The organism is Cellulomonas xylanilytica, assembly GCF_007989805.1.
Classification (GTDB): domain Bacteria; phylum Actinomycetota; class Actinomycetes; order Actinomycetales; family Cellulomonadaceae; genus Cellulomonas; species Cellulomonas xylanilytica.
Genome location: NZ_BJUB01000007.1, coordinates 233284 through 249300, shown reverse-complemented (window position 1 = coordinate 249300; position 16017 = coordinate 233284). Strand labels below are relative to the sequence as shown.

The 16017-nt window shown below is 73.7% G+C and carries 14 protein-coding genes; 5 read left to right on the top strand and 9 right to left on the bottom strand.

Going from position 1 to position 16017, the window contains the following annotated elements; genetic code table 11:
• Positions 1–11 precede the first annotated feature (11 nt).
• The 6 genes from CXY01_RS12660 to CXY01_RS12635 all read right to left on the bottom strand — a co-directional run bounded on the left by CXY01_RS12660 (position 12) and on the right by CXY01_RS12635 (position 8315).
• Positions 12–182 carry a hypothetical protein gene (locus tag CXY01_RS12660; RefSeq protein ID WP_246125299.1) on the bottom strand — a complete coding sequence of 57 codons (171 nt, stop codon included), beginning with the start codon at positions 180–182 and terminating at the stop codon, positions 12–14.
• 102 nt (positions 183–284) lie between these two features.
• Positions 285–1304 carry a chymotrypsin family serine protease gene (locus tag CXY01_RS12655; protein WP_246125297.1) on the bottom strand — a complete coding sequence of 340 codons (1020 nt, stop codon included), beginning with the start codon at positions 1302–1304 and terminating at the stop codon, positions 285–287.
• 71 nt (positions 1305–1375) lie between these two features.
• Positions 1376–3163 (bottom strand): ABC transporter ATP-binding protein, encoded by a 1788-nt coding sequence (locus CXY01_RS12650; protein WP_146927790.1) that lies wholly within the window; start codon positions 3161–3163, stop codon positions 1376–1378.
• The gene (locus CXY01_RS12645) at positions 3160–5043 is read right to left on the bottom strand and encodes an ABC transporter ATP-binding protein (RefSeq protein ID WP_146927789.1); all 1884 of its coding nucleotides are present in this window, start codon (positions 5041–5043) and stop codon (positions 3160–3162) included. Before CXY01_RS12645 ends, CXY01_RS12650 begins: the two co-directional genes overlap by 4 nt.
• Positions 5043–7448 (bottom strand): glycoside hydrolase family 9 protein, encoded by a 2406-nt coding sequence (locus CXY01_RS12640; protein ID WP_246125296.1) that lies wholly within the window; start codon positions 7446–7448, stop codon positions 5043–5045. Before CXY01_RS12640 ends, CXY01_RS12645 begins: the two co-directional genes overlap by 1 nt.
• A gap of 153 nt (positions 7449–7601) precedes the next feature.
• Positions 7602–8315: a helix-turn-helix transcriptional regulator gene (locus tag CXY01_RS12635; RefSeq protein ID WP_146927788.1), complete on the bottom strand. Its 714-nt coding sequence runs from the start codon at positions 8313–8315 to the stop codon at positions 7602–7604.
• 64 nt (positions 8316–8379) lie between these two features.
• Here CXY01_RS12635 and CXY01_RS12630 point away from each other — a divergent pair, with 64 nt between their 5' ends.
• From CXY01_RS12630 to CXY01_RS12610, 5 genes are all read left to right on the top strand, one after another.
• Positions 8380–9084 carry an alpha/beta fold hydrolase gene (locus CXY01_RS12630; RefSeq protein WP_146927787.1) on the top strand — a complete coding sequence of 235 codons (705 nt, stop codon included), beginning with the start codon at positions 8380–8382 and terminating at the stop codon, positions 9082–9084.
• A gap of 92 nt (positions 9085–9176) precedes the next feature.
• Positions 9177–10001, top strand: coding sequence for a DUF4397 domain-containing protein (locus CXY01_RS12625; RefSeq protein ID WP_146927786.1), 825 nt, complete (start codon positions 9177–9179; stop codon positions 9999–10001).
• A 242-nt stretch (positions 10002–10243) separates the two neighbouring features.
• Complete coding sequence (locus tag CXY01_RS12620) at positions 10244–10726, top strand: class F sortase (protein WP_246125294.1); 483 nt, start codon at positions 10244–10246, stop codon at positions 10724–10726.
• Between the two features lie 110 nt (positions 10727–10836).
• Positions 10837–11394, top strand: coding sequence for an RNA polymerase sigma factor (locus CXY01_RS12615; RefSeq protein ID WP_146927834.1), 558 nt, complete (start codon positions 10837–10839; stop codon positions 11392–11394).
• A gap of 7 nt (positions 11395–11401) precedes the next feature.
• Positions 11402–12190: an anti-sigma factor gene (locus CXY01_RS12610; RefSeq protein WP_246125292.1), complete on the top strand. Its 789-nt coding sequence runs from the start codon at positions 11402–11404 to the stop codon at positions 12188–12190.
• A gap of 107 nt (positions 12191–12297) precedes the next feature.
• On the opposite strand, the gene CXY01_RS21050 is transcribed toward CXY01_RS12610, so the two are convergent.
• The 3 genes from CXY01_RS21050 to CXY01_RS12595 form a co-directional block, all read right to left on the bottom strand.
• Positions 12298–12603: a DUF6458 family protein gene (locus CXY01_RS21050; protein WP_222594549.1), complete on the bottom strand. Its 306-nt coding sequence runs from the start codon at positions 12601–12603 to the stop codon at positions 12298–12300.
• Between the two features lie 93 nt (positions 12604–12696).
• Positions 12697–14751 (bottom strand): S9 family peptidase, encoded by a 2055-nt coding sequence (locus CXY01_RS12600; RefSeq protein WP_146927783.1) that lies wholly within the window; start codon positions 14749–14751, stop codon positions 12697–12699.
• Between the two features lie 13 nt (positions 14752–14764).
• Positions 14765–15790: a type IV toxin-antitoxin system AbiEi family antitoxin domain-containing protein gene (locus CXY01_RS12595; protein ID WP_186813397.1), complete on the bottom strand. Its 1026-nt coding sequence runs from the start codon at positions 15788–15790 to the stop codon at positions 14765–14767.
• Between the last annotated feature and the right edge of the window lie 227 nt (positions 15791–16017).

Genomic DNA, 16017 nt, shown 5'->3' with positions numbered 1-16017 from the left:
CGGGCAGTGGGTCAGGCGCTGGCGCGGATGGCGCCGACCACGCGCACCCGGACGTCGACGCCGTCCACCGCACCGGGGAGGTCGGAGCCGGGGTCCCGTGACATGTTCACCTGGAGCTGGTACCCGTCGGCGGCGCGCGCGATCCCGATCCCGCGCACGTCCGGGCGCCCCTTCAAGGTCATTCGCAGGCGCTCTTTCGCTGCCCGGGCCTGTTCGAGGTCCGCCATGTGTCCCGCCTTCCGCCGACCGTGACGGCCGCGGGGAGGCGGCTGGACACACGGTCGTCAGACCAGTGTGACCCCTAGAGCGTCCAGAACGGCATCGATCGGATTGATGTATGTCAAACCCGAGCCATTCTCCCCTCCTGACTCCGACCCTGCAAAGAGCAGCCCGAGGGCCACGCCGTCCGCCCGGTACACCAGCGAGCCGGAGTCGCCGCCGCGGGAGAAGGGGCCCGTCCCCGTGGACTCGACCTCGATCTGGTTGTCGAAGCTGATCTCGCCGAGCTCCTCGCCGTAGCCGACGACCACGTTGTCCAGCTCGATCGCGGTGACGCGTCCGCGCGTGACGGAGGTGGTGCGGCCGATCTTGGCCACCTCCTCGCCGCCGAGGGCGACCGCCGTGGTCGTGATCCGTCCGACGGGGTACTCCGGGTCCACCTCCTGGTCGTCCAGCAGGGCGATGGCGCAGTCCACCGTGGCGTCCCGCTCGGCGCTCAGGTCGATCCGCGCGGCCAGCGTCCCGACGCGGTCCCGGGGAGCCTGTCCGCCGTCGGCCGGGCCGGGCTGCACGATCACGTCACCGACCCTCGCCTGCGGCGACCCGGACAGCACGTGGTAGTTGGACAGCGCGTGGACCACCCCGTCCTTGTGGACGAACGCGCCCAGGGTGCCGGCGGTGACGTCGACGTGGGCGATGGAGATGCCCGGGCGCAGCGGGCGCGTGCGGCCGGTCTCGCCCAGCGCACGAGCGGTGATCACCGGTGGGCGGGGGCGGACCTTCGACGGGTCGTCGCCGACCGCGAGAGTCCTTATCCGGCCCGTGCGCCGGACGTCCGCGTCCAGCCCGACCTCCTGGACCACCTTGCGTGCGATGCGCCGGACGGACGGCAGGCCGAGGCGGTACCGGACCGCGAGCGCGTAGGACCCGTCGGGCTGGGGCGCGAGGCCGATGGCGAGCGCGGGCCCGCCGTCGGCGACGTCGGACGGCCGGACCACCCGCTCGGACAGCTCTCGTGCGTAGTCGACCGCCTGCGCCTTGGTCTCGCGTGCCGTGCCGTGGTCCATGTAGTTCCCCCTGGTCATATCGTCCGGTACCTCCCGGAGCGCCGCCAGTCTGCCGTCCGCCACCGACATCCGCAGGCGAACGGGGAACCTCAGAGGTACGCCGCGGCCTGGATCCCGAACAGCTCGGCGTACAGCCCGCCCTGCGCCACCAGCTCCTCGTGCGAGCCCGCCTCGACGATGCGGTGGTCGGCCACGACGAGGATGAGGTCGGCCATCCGGACGGTCGAGAACCGGTGCGAGACCAGCACGGTCACCGCGCCCGTCGTCGCGCCGACGGCCTTCGCGTGGGCCGCGTACCGCTCGTACAGGTCGTGCTCGGCCTGTGCGTCGAGGGCCGACGTCGGCTCGTCGAGGACCACCAGCAAGGGCTGCTCGCGCATCATCGCCCGGCCGAGCGCCAGCTTCTGCCACTGCCCGCCGGAGAGCTGGGCGCCGTCGGCGTGGCTGGTGCCCAGCTGGGTGTCCAGCCCCTCCTCCAGACGGGTCAGCACGTCGGAGGAGTGCGCGCGGTCCAGGGCGCCGAGCACCGCCTCGTCGGACTCGATCCGCGGCAGGTCCCCGACACCGACGTTCTGGCGCGCGAGCAGCTCGAACCGGCAGAAGTCCTGGAAGCCCGCCGCGGTGCGGTCGCGCCACCCGACGGGGTCGAGGTCGTGCAGGTCGACGCCGTCTACCGTGATGGTGCCCGTCGTCGGCGCGTAGAACCGGCACAGGAGCTTGACCAGCGTGGTCTTGCCCGCGCCGTTCTCGCCGACGATCGCGACGCTGGTGCCGGCGGGCAGCACCAGGTCGACCGCCTCCAGCACGGGGGCGTCGGTGCCCGGGTAGGCGAACGAGACGCCGTCGAACCGGATGCCGTCGCGCAGGACGTCGGGGGCCGGCACCTGCGCGCCGTGCACCGTCTGCGCCTGCACCAGCGACCGCATCCACGCGAGGTCCGTCATGCTCCGGGCCGCCCGCTGGAGCTGCTGGAGGATGGTGACCGCAGCCGTGACCTGCTGGTTCACCTGCGACGCGAGCGTGATCACCAGCACCACGTCGCCGACCGTGCGCTGCCCGGCGACCGCGTCCCGCAGCACCACGAGGGTCGCCGCCACGTACGCGACCGCGAACGCGAGCTGTCCGGCTGCGCGCAGGGCGTCGGCGCGGACCTCGCCCGCCCACAGGATCGCGGTCGCCGCCTCCCACGACGTGCGCAGGCGGCCCCGGACCTCCTCGCCGAGCCCGCACGTGCGCAGCTCCTTGGCCGCCGCGGCGTCCAGCGACAGGACGAACAGGTGCCGGGCGCGCCGGTTGTCCGCAGCGGCGGCCGCGCGGGCCTCGCCGAGGACGTTCTCCGCGCGCCGGCCGAGGACCAGCGGCGGCAGCGCGGCGAGCGGCAGGAGCAGCAGCCACGGGTTGAGCTCGGCGAGCAGGACGCCCGTGATGACCAGCGCGACGCCCAGCCCGACGGCGGAGAGCAGCGCCTGCATCGACCCCCAGCCGGACCGGTTCAGCTCGGTGCGCAGCACCTGCAGGCGGTCGGCGTACTCCGGGCGCTCGTGGTGCTCGATGCCGGGCGAGTCGTGCGAGAGCGAGATGAGGTCGCGCTCCAGGCGCATGACCGCCGCGTCGCCCAGCTCGAAGTAGAAGATGTGCGCGAAGTGCCCCGCGGTCAGGGCGGCCACCACGAGCACCGCGACGAGCACGGCGGCGGTCGACGCCCGCCGCGCGTCCCCGGCGACGGCCGCGTCGGTCAGCACCGCGAGCGCGGGGGCGGCCAGCGGCAGCGCCACCGACTGCAGCACCATCAGCACCGCGGACAGCGTGAGCTTGCTGGGGCTGATGCTCCCCGCCAGCCGGAACAGCGCCCAGCTCCCGGACAGGGTCTGCCTCATGACTCCACCTCGTTCCCGTCGGCGTCCAGACCGGCGGCGAACCGCTCGGCCTGCAGCCGGAAGAGCCGCGCGTAGTGCCCGTCGGCGACGACGAGCTCGTCGTGCGTGCCCTGCTCGACCACCCGCCCGGCGTCGATGACGACGATCCGGTCCGCGCGTCGCACGCTGGAGAACCGGTGCGAGATCAGGACCGACGTGACCCCGCGCGTGAGCTCCACGAACCGGTCGAAGAAGTCGGCCTCCGCCCGGACGTCGAGCGCGGACGTGGGTTCGTCCAGCACCAGCAGGCGTGCGCCCGCGTCGAGCGCGTACAGGGACCGCGCGATGGCGATCCGCTGCCACTGCCCGCCGGACAGGTCCGCGCCGCCCTCGTACGCGCGGGACAGGGTCGTGGCGAACCCGGCCGGCAGCGCGTCGACGGCCTCGGCGATGCCGGCGCGCTCGGCGGCGCCGCGCAGGACCGCCGGGTCCCGCGGCACGTGCACCGCCCCGACCGCGATGTTGTCCGCGGCGGACAGCTCGTACCGGACGAAGTCCTGGAACACGACGCTGACCTGGCGGCGCCAGGCGGCGACGTCGAGGGCGGCGAGGTCGGTGCCGTCCACCGTGAGGCGGCCGGACGTGGGCTCGTGCAGGCGCGTGAGGAGCTTGACCAGCGTCGTCTTGCCCGCGCCGTTCACGCCGACGATCGCCGTGCACAGCCCCGCGGGCAGCTCCAGGTCCAGGCCGTCGAGCACGGGACGGCTGCTGCCGGGGTAGGTGAAGTGCACGTCGTCGAACCGCAGGCCGCTCGACGGAGCGTCCGGCGGCACGGGAAGACCGGGACCGGTCTGCGGGAGCCGGGCCTCGGCCGCCGCCATCCGGTCCTCGAACTCGGCGAGCGCCGCGACGGCCTGCATCCCGTACTGCGTCTGCACGTCCGACTCCGGGTAGTACTCGCCGAGCGCGATCGCGGCGACGACCGACTGGATGCCGAGCGCGAGCGCGGTCAGCGTGATCTCCCCCGCCGACGCGGACCGGGCGATGGACACCAGCACGCCCGCGCTGATCACCAGCCCGACCGCGGTGTAGACGAGGTACGGCACCAGGTAGAGCTGGCGCCGGCGCGCGGCCACGGGGTCGAGCATGTGCTGGGTCGCGTCCGTGTACTCGTCGGAGAACCAGCCGGCGAGCCCGAAGACCCGCATCTCCTTGGCAGCCTCGGGGCCCATCGCCACCTCGCGCAGGTACACCGACCGGCGCCGGAAGCCGACGACCTCCTTCCACACCTGCGAGTACCGGCGCAGCCCGCCGCGCTGCCCGTAGCGGAACACGAGCGTCGCGACGAGGATCGCCGCCGCCGCCGGCCACGACACGACCACGCCGATCACCGCGGCGAACCCCACGAGCTGCACGTACCGCGCGACGAGCGCCAGCAGCCCCGCGGCCGACGCACCGGGGCTGCGGAAGTCGGCCTCGAACTCGCGGGTCGCCTCCGTCAGGGCCTCCAGGGTGGCCTGGTCCTCCATCGGCGCGATGCTGGTCGACCGCAGCGCGATCCGCAGCGCCCGGTCCCGCAGGGCACCGTCGATCCGGCGCTGCATGCGGACGCCGAGCGCGGTCTGCAGGGGCGCGAGCACCTGGCGCGCGAGGAAGAGGACCGCGGCCAGCACGAACGTGCGGACGAGCGCGCCCCACGCCGCCGAGCCGGTGCCGCCGTCGACCGCCGCGGGCACCTGCCCGACCACCACGCTGGTGGCCAGCACGAACGCGACGGGCAGCAGGCCGAGCACGACGTCGAGCAGCAGCAGGGCGGCCACCAGCCCGCCGCCGGCCGTCGGCAGCAGGCGAGCGATGACGAACCGCGGCACGACCGCGGACCGGTACCAGGACCGGAGCATCAGGACCTCCTCCTGCGACGGCGCAGCACCAGCAGCACGGCGAGCAGCCCGGCGACCAGGACACCCGCGGCCGCCACGACCCAGACGAGCGTCGGCTGCTCGACCCCGTAGGAGGTGCCCACGAACGTCGCGCCGCTGTCGGCGACCTCGTCGGAGGACGCCCAGGCCGCCATCCACGTCAGCGACGAGTTCCAGTTGATCGTCATCTCGTTGGTGGACCAGGACTGGATGTTGTCCAGGTAGCACCGCTGCGCGACGCACCCCTGCGGCCACGTCTGCGCGGCCACCGGGTCCTGGATCGAGCTGTTGGGACCGCCCGACAGGGTGCCCGCCGGCGGGTGCGGGAGGGTCGGGTCCAGCTGCGCGGCGAACGTCCGGTGGTGCTGGTTCTGCGAGAACTGGGTGCCGTAGCCGGTGACGTAGGACTGGTCGAGCGCGTTGCGGCCGAGCACGTAGTCCAGGCTCTCCAGCGCGGCCGTCCGGTACGCAGGGTCCCCGGTGAGGTCCGCGGCGGCCGCCAGCGTCACCGCGTTGTTGAGGATGATCCCGTTGGAGCCCCACTCGAACCGGGCGTCGGACGGCTGGTACGGCTGCCCGAAGAACGCCTTGCCCTGCTGGTAGAGCGCGAAGTCGGCGAGCGTCACCACCGAGTCGCGGACGGCCTCGCGGTCGGGCAGCTCGCTGGGCACCAGCGCGAGGTCCATCCGGCCGAGGGCCGCCGTGCGCTGCCAGTCGAACGCGACTGCTCCTTGCAGGTCCGCCGTGTGCACCGGGGACGCGGCGACGGCGTCGGCGAACTCGTCGTCGCCCGTCGTCAGGTACAGCTCGGCGGCCGCCCAGTAGTGCTCGTCGGACACGTCCTTGTCGTCGTACGGACCGCCGCCCTCGTTGCCGTCGAGCGCGGAGGCGTACAGGTCGGGCGTCTCCGCGGCCGCGGCCCACGCCACGCGCGCCGACTCGAGCAGGCTCGCGGCGAACTCCTCGTCGTACGGCTCCCACAGCCGGGCACCCTTGGCCGCGACCGCGGCGAGGTTGAGCGTCGCCGCGGTCGACGGCCGGTGCACCTGACGCGCCTGCGCGTCCTCGTGGGGTGCCAGCGGCAGACCCGTCCAGCCGTCGTCCTGCACCTTGTGGAACACCAGGCCGGCGTACTGCTCGCCGTCCGGCACCTGCATCCGCTGCATCCACTCGAGCTGCCAGCGGGCCTCGTCCAGCACGTCCGGCACGCCGTTGCCCGCCTCCGGGATCGACGCGGTGCCGTCGGCGAGCGGACCCGCCTCGGCCGCCTCCCGGCCCTGCGCGACCAGCGCGCGCTCCCACGTGTCGAGCACCTGGTGCACCGCGATGCCGCCGTTGACCACGTACTTGCCGTGGTCGCCCGCGTCGTACCAGCCGCCGCGCACGTCGAAGGTGCCGTCGCAGGTCCAGCCCGCGTACCAGGGCCGCGGCGCCTGGCAGCCGACCGCCGTGTCGCCGGTGTTGGGTGCGACGTCCAGGTGCCCGGCGGGCCGTGCGTACTCGTCGCCGACGAGGTCGCCGTCGATCTCGGTCCCGCTCCGGGCCAGGTAGAAGTAGCCGAGCGCGTCCGTGGTGAGGTCCGCGTACAGGTCGGCGTCGATCGCGAACGGGTGGCTGGTCTCGCCGTCCGCGATGAGCGTGAACCCCGTGCCGGTGACGTCCTCGTCGGAGAAGTCGATGAGGTGCACGTTCTCCTCCGCGGTGCGGTCCTCGCCGCGCGGGGTCGTCGCGCCCGTCGCGACCTCCTCGCCGGAGGCGTCGAGCAGCTGCCACGGCAGCGCGTCCGTCTCCTCCGTCACCAGCGACGCCCGCTTGGGCCCGGTCGGCAGGTAGCCCAGCTGGTTCACGCGGACGCGCGTCGCCGTCTCCTGCTCGAACGGGGCAGGCAGCTCGCCGGTGTGGACCGACACGTCGTCGACGCAGAACCGCCAGTCGTCCGGTGCCCCGCCCACCTGGAACACGACCTGCCCCGCTGGCCAGTCCATCGTCGAGGTGAACCCGACCTCGTAGGGCTTCGGCTCCGCCTGCATGATCGGGCCGACCTCGGAGGTCGACGTCCACGGCTCGGTGTTCATCTGCACGAGCGCACGGATGGGCACCTCGGCGGTCCCGCTCACCGTGAAGCCGAACCGGTACGTCTCGCCCTTGACCAGCGGCACGCCGTCGACCCCGACGATCGACGACCACGCGCTCGCCGACCCGCCCGGCACGTCCACGCAGAGGCTTCCCGACGAGGTGTCCGCGACCATGTCCGGCGTCGTCCACCATGGCGCTGCCGCGGCGTCGAACGACCCGTTCGGGATCAGCTCGGGACCGTCGGCCGCGGCCGCGGGAGGCGCGGCGGCCATTCCCAGGAGGACGAGCGCCAGGGGCAGGGCTGAACGCACGCAGACTCCTTCGTGGGCGGTGAGAGCGCTGCCAAACTAGCGTCCAGGAGTCGCGGGCTCCACGGGTTTGACGATCCGACACCCGAGATCGTGGGTCGGACTCGAGATCGTGCGTGCGAACCCACGATCTCGGGCCGAACCCACGATCTCGCGTCAGTCCGACGGCCGGGCGGACACCGGGCGGGCGTCCGGTGGGGGCTCGCCGACGTCGGCGACCGAGCGCGGCTCGTACTGCTCCGGGGTCAGGTCGGCGCGCACGATGCGGTCCAGGCGGAACCAGCGCATCGCGTCGCGCCACCGGCACCATGCCGCGACGTACCAGTGGCCGCCCGTGCGGGCGAGCAGCACGGGCTCGACGCGCCGCCGGCTGACCGTGTGGTCGAAGCTGCGGTACTCGATCGCGAGCACCCGGTGCCGCCCGAGCGACTCCTCGACCGCGCGCAGCACCTGGGGACCCGCCACGTCACCGACCGTCTCCGGCCGGGACCACACACGGCCCGACAGCTCGTCGGCACGCGCGCGGTCGGTGGCCGGCAGCGCGTCGAGCACCTTGGCGCGGGCCGCCTCCGCGTCGGTGCCGAACGGGCTGCCCGCCGGCAGCGCCCGCACGGCGAGCGCCAGGGCCACCGCCTGCGACGGCGTGAAGTTGACGGGCGGGAGGCCGACGGACGCCTCCAGCACGTAGCCGCCGCCGAGCCCCGCCTGGGCGACGACGGGGAGACCGGCCTGCTGGAGCGCCGAGACGTCGCGCTTGACCGTTCGCGGGGACACCTCGAACAGGCGCGCCAGCCGCGTGCTCGTCGTCCCGGAGCGACCGACGCGACGCAGCTCCTCGGCGAGCGCGTACAGACGGTCGGTGCGGTTCATGGTGCCAGCATGGTGACACAAAGGTGACATCCCGGTGTCACCGGACCGGGTGGACGCTGGAAGCATGACCACCACACACCTGATCCTGATCCCCGGTTTCTGGCTCGGCGGCTGGGCGTGGGAGCACGTCGCCGCCGCCCTCCCCGACGGTCTCGACGTCCACACGCCGACCCTCCCGGGCGTCGAGCCCGGCGCCGACCGCGGCGGCATCACGCGCGCCGACCACGTCCGCGCACTCACCGACCTCGTCGACAGCCTCGACGGTGACGTCGTGCTCGTCGGCCACAGCGGCGGCGGCGCGCTCGTCGGCGAGGTCGTCGACAAGCGGCCCGACCGCGTGCGCCGCGCCGTCTACGTCGACTCCGGCCCGCTCGAGGACGGCGCGGCCATCGACGCCTCCGCCGTCCAGCAGGACGAGGTGCCCCTGCCCACGTGGGAGGAGTTCGCCGCCCAGGGCTCGAGCATCGAGGGCATCTCCGAGGAGGGGCTGGCGGAGTTCCGCCGTCGCGCGGTCCCGCACCCGGCGAACGTCGTGCGCGGAGCGGTGCACGTCAGCGACCCCCGACGGTTCGACGTCCCCGCCACCGCGATCTGCACCAGCCTGTCGTCGGAGCAGCTCAAGCCCATGGCGCACGGCGGCCCGCCGTTCCACACGGAGCTGGGCGAGGTCAGGGACCTCACGTACGTCGACCTGCCCACCGGGCACTGGCCGATGTTCTCCCGGCCGGCCGACCTCGCGGCGGCGATCGCGCAGGCTGCTCGCGACTAGGTGCATCCGAGAACGGCCCGGCGGGTGAAGAGGGGGTGTCAGCACATCGGCCGCCCGACGTACCCGCCGGGCCAGTCCTCGAAGGACGCACCATGCGCGCACGCCTCCTGTCCGGCATCGCAGCCGGCACCCTCGCCCTCGTCACGCTCGCCGCCGTCCCGGCCTCGGCCGCCGACCCGGCCAAGCTCTCCGTCCTGCACGGCGTCCCCGGCCTCACCGTCGACGTCTGGGTCAACGGCGAGCGCACGCTCGACGACTTCACGCCCGGCACCCTCGCCGGACCGCTCGACCTGCCCGCCGGCACGTACACGGTGGCCATCACGGCCGCCGACGCCGCCGACGCCAGCGCCCCCGCCATCGGACCGGTCGACCTGGCTCTCGAGGCCGGCAAGAACTACACGGCCGTCGCGCACCTGGACGGCGCCGGCGCCCCGACCGCCACGCTGTTCACCAACGACATCTCCACCACGGCCGCGGGCGAGGGCCGGCTCACGGTCCGGCACGTCGCCGCGGCGCCGGGCGTCGACATCCTCGCGGGCACCACGCCCGTGATCACCAACCTGACCAACCCGAACGAGCAGGTGCTCAACCTGCCCGCCGGCACCGTCTCCGCCAGCGTGACCGCCACCGGCACCACGACGCCGGCCCTCCTCGGCCCGGCCGACGTGCCGGTGACCGAGGGCACCAACACGATCGTCTACGCGTGGGGCAGCGCGACCGCGTCGCCCGCCACGCTGGCGCTCGCCACGCAGACCATCACCGGCCTGCACAGCAACCCGTCCGGCGTGAACGCCGGCGAGGTCGGCCTCGTGTCCGACGGTGGCTCGTCCGCCTGGACCTTCGCGATCGCCGGTCTGGCCATCGCCGGTCTGATCGGGGCAGTGTCCGTCCGTCGCGCCGCCGCGCAGCGGAGCTGACTGCTCCCATGACCACCACGTCGCGACCCGGGAGTGCGTCCGCGCGCTCCCGGGTCTCGGCACGCGTGCTCGCAAGGATCGCCGCACTCGGCACTGCGCTGGGTATGACGGCCCTGCTGACCGCGTGCACCGGCCCGGACTCTGCACCCGGGCCGGCGGTCGCGGCGTCGCCGTCCGCCTCGGCGACGCCGCGACCGACCCCCGAGGCCCCTGCCGTGCCGTCCGTTCCCTCCGTCCCAATCGTGGAGGCGACCCTCGCGCCGGTCGCCGCCACCCCGCCGCCCGTGCAGCTCGTGGTGCCGGACGTCGGGATCGACATGGCCGTGGACCCCGTCGGGGTGCGCGACGACGGCGAGATGCAGATCCCCGAGGACGCCAACCGCGCCGGCTGGTACCAGTTCGGCCCCGCACCCGCCGACCCCGCCGGCGCGACGGTCATCGCCGCGCACGTCGACAGCGTCCAGACGGGGATCGGCCAGTTCGCGAAGCTCCTCGACGTCGGCGTCGGCGCCGCGGTGACGATCACGGCCGCCGACGGCACGACCCATCAGTACCGCGTCGTCACGGTCGAGAAGATGGCCAAGGAGGGAGCGCCCGTGGACCAGTGGTTCGACCGCTCCGGCGCGCCGCGGCTCGTGCTCGTGACCTGCGGTGGCACGTTCCGCCGCGACATCGGGCACTATACGGACAATGTCGTCGTCACGGCCGAGCCGATCAGTGGGTAGACGTGACTACGCTGCTGAGCGCTCCCGTCGTCAGGGAGCCGACGAGGGAGGAGCCGTCCGTGAGCGCACTCGCGCCCGGGTCTGCTGACTCGTCGCGCCCTGCGCACCGGATGGACCCTGACGGCGAGAACGTCGAGGAGCTCGGTGCAGCGTTCGCGCAGGGCGACGAGGCGGCGATCGCCGAGGCGTACCGCCGCTGGTCCACGCTCGTGCACACCGTCGCGCTCCGCTCGCTCGGCAGCGTCACCGACGCGGAGGACGTGACGCAGCAGGTGTTCGTCGAGGCGTGGCGCAGCCGGGAACGGTTCGACCCCAGCAAGTCCCGGCTCCCCGCGTGGATCCTCGGCATCACCCGGCACGTCGTCGCGGACACCCACGAGAAGCGGGCCCGCGACCGACGGCTGCGGGACAAGTCCGTGGCCGGCGCCGAGGAGCTGCCCGTGCCGTCCGTCGACACCCGCGTGGTCGACCGCGTGGTGGTCGCCGACGAGCTCGACCGGCTCGGGGACCCGCAGCGCACCATCCTGCGGCTCGCGTTCTACGACGACCTCACGCACGACCAGATCGCACACCGGCTCGACCTGCCGCTCGGCACGGTCAAGAGCCACGTCCGGCGCAGCCTGGCCCGGCTGCGGACCCGATGGGAGGTGGACGGTGCCGTTCGATGAGTCCCACGTGGACGACGATCTGCTCGCGCTCCTCGCCCTCGGCGAGCCCGCCGGCTCCACCGCCGACCTCGCGCACGTCGAGGAGTGCGAGCGGTGCGCCGACGAGCTCGCGTCCCTGACCGACGTCGTCAGCCTCGCCCGCTCCGGTGGCGCCGACGCCCCGCTCGTCGCGCCCGCGCCGCACGTGTGGGACCGCGTCGCCGCGGAGCTCGGCCTCGCCGCCGCAGGAGGGGTGGGTGCCTCGGCGCCGTCGTCGCCCGCCTGGGTGACCTCGTCGCCCGCCCCGGTCGCCTCGTCGGCCGCCCCGGTGGTCTCGTCGCCCGAGCACGCCGTCGCGACGGTGATCCCGCTCGAGTCCCGTAGGCCGCGCGCCGGTCGGTGGATCGCCGCGGCCGCGGCCGTCGGCCTGGTGGTCGGCGGGGGCGGTGCGTGGTGGGTGGCTTCGCAGGAGGACCCCGTCACGGTGATCGCCACCGCGGTCCTCGAGCCGCTGCCCGGGTGGGACGCCTCCGGCTCCGCCGTCGTGGAGACGCTGTCCGACGGCTCCCGGGTGCTCGTGGTCGACCTCGCCCAGAGCGAGTCCTCCGACGACGGCTTCCGGGAGGTCTGGCTGCTCAAGCCCGACGTGAGCGGACTGGTCAGCGTCGGGACCCTCGACGGGGCGTCCGGCCGGTTCGACCTGCCGGCCGGCCTCGACCTCGACCAGTTCTCCGTGGTCGACGTGTCCGAGGAGCAGTTCGACGGCGACCCCGCCCACTCCGGCGACTCGATCGTGCGCGGCCCGCTCGAGGCGTGAGCACGCAGGTACCGCCCGAGGCGTGAGCGCACCGGTCGCAGTGAGCACGCCGCCAGCATGAGAAACGCCCCCTCCCGGCTGGGAGGGGGCGTTCTCTGCGTGGTGTGTCAGACGGCCGGCGGCGCGGCCGGGGGCTGCTGCTGCTGGACCGGCTGGACCGGCTGCACCGGCTGAGCGGCCGGGGCGGCCTGAGCCGGCGGCGCGTTGGGCGTGGTGCGCTGCTCGACGACCGCCGTGTGCGACGTGTTGCTCCGCTGGGCGTTGAACACGATCGCCAGGATGAGCGCGATGACGCCCGCACCCATGCAGATGTAGCCGATCACCGTGAGGTTGACCCCGTCGATGGCGTCGCTGACGCCGAACGAGAGGATCGCGCCGATGACGATGAGGGCGATTCCGCCTCCGATACCCATTGTCGGGTCCTTCCGTCGAGCCGCGCGCGGGTCGCCCGGCCTCGACCGGCGAGTCTGGTGCCGACCGGGCCGACGCGCACGTCGAGAGCGCTCCTAACCCAGGATCTCCGGATAAACCGGTGCGTTCTCACCCGTCCGGGCGAGCACGTGCTCCGCCAGGAACGCCTCGACCACCTGGTACCAGACGATCGCGTGCTGCGGGGTGAGCACCCAGTGGTTCTCGTCGGGGAAGTACAGGAACCGGTGGGGCGTCTTGCCGTCCTCGTCGGCGGGCAGCCCGCTCTTGGCCAGCAGCTCGTACCAGAGGCGCAGGCCCTCGCCGATCGGCACCCGGTAGTCCTTGTCGCCGTGCACGACGAGCATCGGGGTGACGATCTTCTCGACGAACCGGTGCGGCGAGTTCTCGAGCGCCATCTCCTCGGTCATCTCGCGCTCCCAGTAGTAGGCCGCGTCCGTCGTCGGCCCGAACTGGTCCAGCGCCCACAGGCTGGCGTGCGTGACGATCGCCCGGAACCGGTCCGTGTGCCCCGCCACCCAGTTGGCCATGTAGCCCCCGAACGACCCGCCCATCGCGGCCGTCCGCGTCTCGTCGATGTCGTCCCGCTGCACCACCGCGTCCGTGATGGCCATCAGGTCCGTGTACGGGGCCGCGCCCCACGACCCCCAGCCGGCCTGCACGAAGTCCTGGCCGTACCCGGTGGACAGCGCCGGGTCGGGCAGCAGGACGGCGTAGCCGCGCGCGACGAGGATCCACGGGTTCCACCGCCACGACCACGCGTTCCACGACCCGAGCGGACCACCGTGAATCCACAAGAGCAGCGGCGCCTTCTCGCCGGTCCTCGGGAGTGCCAGCCACGCGCGGACGCGTCGCCCGTCGGCAGCCGTCGTCTCCACCTCGGTCAGCGTGCCGGGCAGCTCGGGGGTCGCGGCCGGGCTGCGCAGGGCCGTCGTGGCACCGGTCTCCAGGTCGATGCGCACCGGGTGCGACGGCGCCTCGTACGACGAGCGCAGCGCGAACGCGACCGAGCCGTCCGGACTCACCGACACGTCGGTGAACGTCGCGTCGTCGCTGGTCAGGCGCGTGACCTCGTCCGACTCCAGGTCGACCCGGAACACCGGCCCGCGGCCGTCGTCGTCAGCCGTGACCAGCAGGCCCGTGCTGTCGGGCAGCCACACCGGGTGCTGCGGCCACCGGTCCCAGCTCTCGACGAGCGTCCGCGGCTCCCCGCCGGCCAGCGCGACCAGCTGCAGCGTGACCCGCGGGGCCTCGTCCGGCGTGGACACGGTCTCGCGCACGTACGCGACCCACTGCCCGTCCGGGGAGATCGCCGGCGACCAGAGCTCGGCCGCGAGGTCGTCGGCGAGCACCCGGTGCTCCCCGGATGCCACGTCGATCGCGACCAGCCGCCCGCGCTGCGCCCCGCGCGCCAGCGGCACGTTCCACCCGGTGACCACCGTGCGCCCGTCGGGGCTGATGGCGGCCGCCTGCTCGACGAGCGCCGACCGCGCCCCGGGCGTCACGTCCGTCAGCGCCACGCGCGGGTCCTTCGCCCCCGCCAGCGGCGCGACGACGTCCGCGCCGATGTCCGCGACGAACAGGTGCGGCGACTCGGGCCCCAGGTCGTGGTCCCAGTACCGGATCGGGTAGCCGTCGTGCAGGATCGCCTGGACCAACTTGTCCTTGCGGGCCTTGCGCAGCCGCTCGTCGGTCTCCGCGTCCGTCGCGCTGGGCAGGACGTCCGAGCTGATCAGCAGCACGTCGGCGTCCCGGGCCACCTGCACCCCGCCCAGCCCCGCCGCCCGGTCCGCGACCACGCGCGCCTCCGCGCCGTCGCGCGGCATCAGCCACAGCGCCGGCACCGGCTCGTCGTCGTCCGCCTTCCCGTCCGGGTCCGGCCGCGCGCTCGTGAACAGCAGGTCTCCCTCCTGCGTGAACGCCGCGCTGGCCTCGCCCTTGGCGCTGCGGGTCAGCCGCCGCGCCGGCTTCTCCCCCGTCGGGTCCACCTCCCACAGCGCGGTCACGAACTTGATCGCCTTGGCATCGAGCGTCGCGACGCTCACCACCACCCGCGACCCGTCCGGCGACACCACCAGCCCGCTCACCCGAGGGATGGCGACGTACTGCTCGAGATCATGAAACGAAGTCATGCGCTCCGTCCTATCACCCGCCGCTGGGTGACGTCCCGGCGACGAACCCGACATGGGTGCCGTGACGGGCATCGATGACGACACCCATGTCGGGTTCGGCGGCGGTGGCGGCGCGTGCGAGGGCGGCGCGGATCGTTGTGGGGAGGTAGGTCGGCGTTCTCAGGTCGTTCGACGTGAAGCGGAGGATGTCTACCCGGCCCGTGCTGATCAGTGCGTTCTGACGGGTGCGGTCGCGCAGGAGCGCGTCCGGTCGGTCGTGGAACTCGCGGCCGTCGATCTCTGCGATCAGCCACCGTCCCTGTGGCAGGCGCCACCCCAGGTCGCCGCGCCCGAGCAGCCGACCCCGTGCCGATCGGATCTCCACCTGGAGCTCGTCCGGCGGGATCCCCGCGTCGACGCAGTGGAGCCGGGCGATCGTCTCCAGCGGTGACTCGGCGCGTCGGTCGACCAGCGCCCACCAGGACGACAGCGCTGCGGCTCCGCGGCGGCCTCGCGCGCGCTCGCGGACCGTCGTGTAGGCGGTGTCGGAGAGCGATCCTCGACGGAGCACGCCGTCCAGCACCGCGACGGCGTGCACCCGAGGCAGCTCGGGAAGCGCCTGCACCAGCGCGGGCACGAGCTCGGCGATCGCACGGTCCCCGTACCGGAGCGTCTCGAAGCCCCCGAACGTGCGGACACGGACGCCCCCGCGGTTGCGACCCGCGGTGCCACCGGGCAGCGCGATCTCCGGCGCGATGTCCCGCGGGAGCCCCTCCACCCGGTGCAGAGCCAGCGCACACGGGCCGACGGCCACCGCGCCCGGCCCGAACGCCAGCATGCCGAGCCACGCCGCGCGACGTCGCCGATGGTCCGCGTCGTGGCGTCGGTCACGAGCCGGCTCGACGTCGAACACGCCCCTCGTCGGACGCTCCCAGACCTCGTCCCGCACGAGCCGCCCACGCCGCGCGGCACCCACCCCGGCACGATCACACTGGCCCGCCGACACCAGTCCCTCCTGCCGGCGCGCCAGCGTCAGCAACGACAGAGGCGGCAGCTGCACGGAACGCACACCGCACCCCACCACCGGTGCGACCGCCCTCACGCCTGTCCCGACGACTCGGTGGAGACGACCCGCCCCCACCGGCCTGTGGACGCCTCACAGAGCCCCGCGTCCAACGCCGGTGCGCGAACGCGCACGCCTGAACCCGGCCGACACGCACTCCCCCCGTGAACCCGACATGGGTGTCGTGACTCGACTCAGAACGTCACCCATGTCGGGTTCGGCCA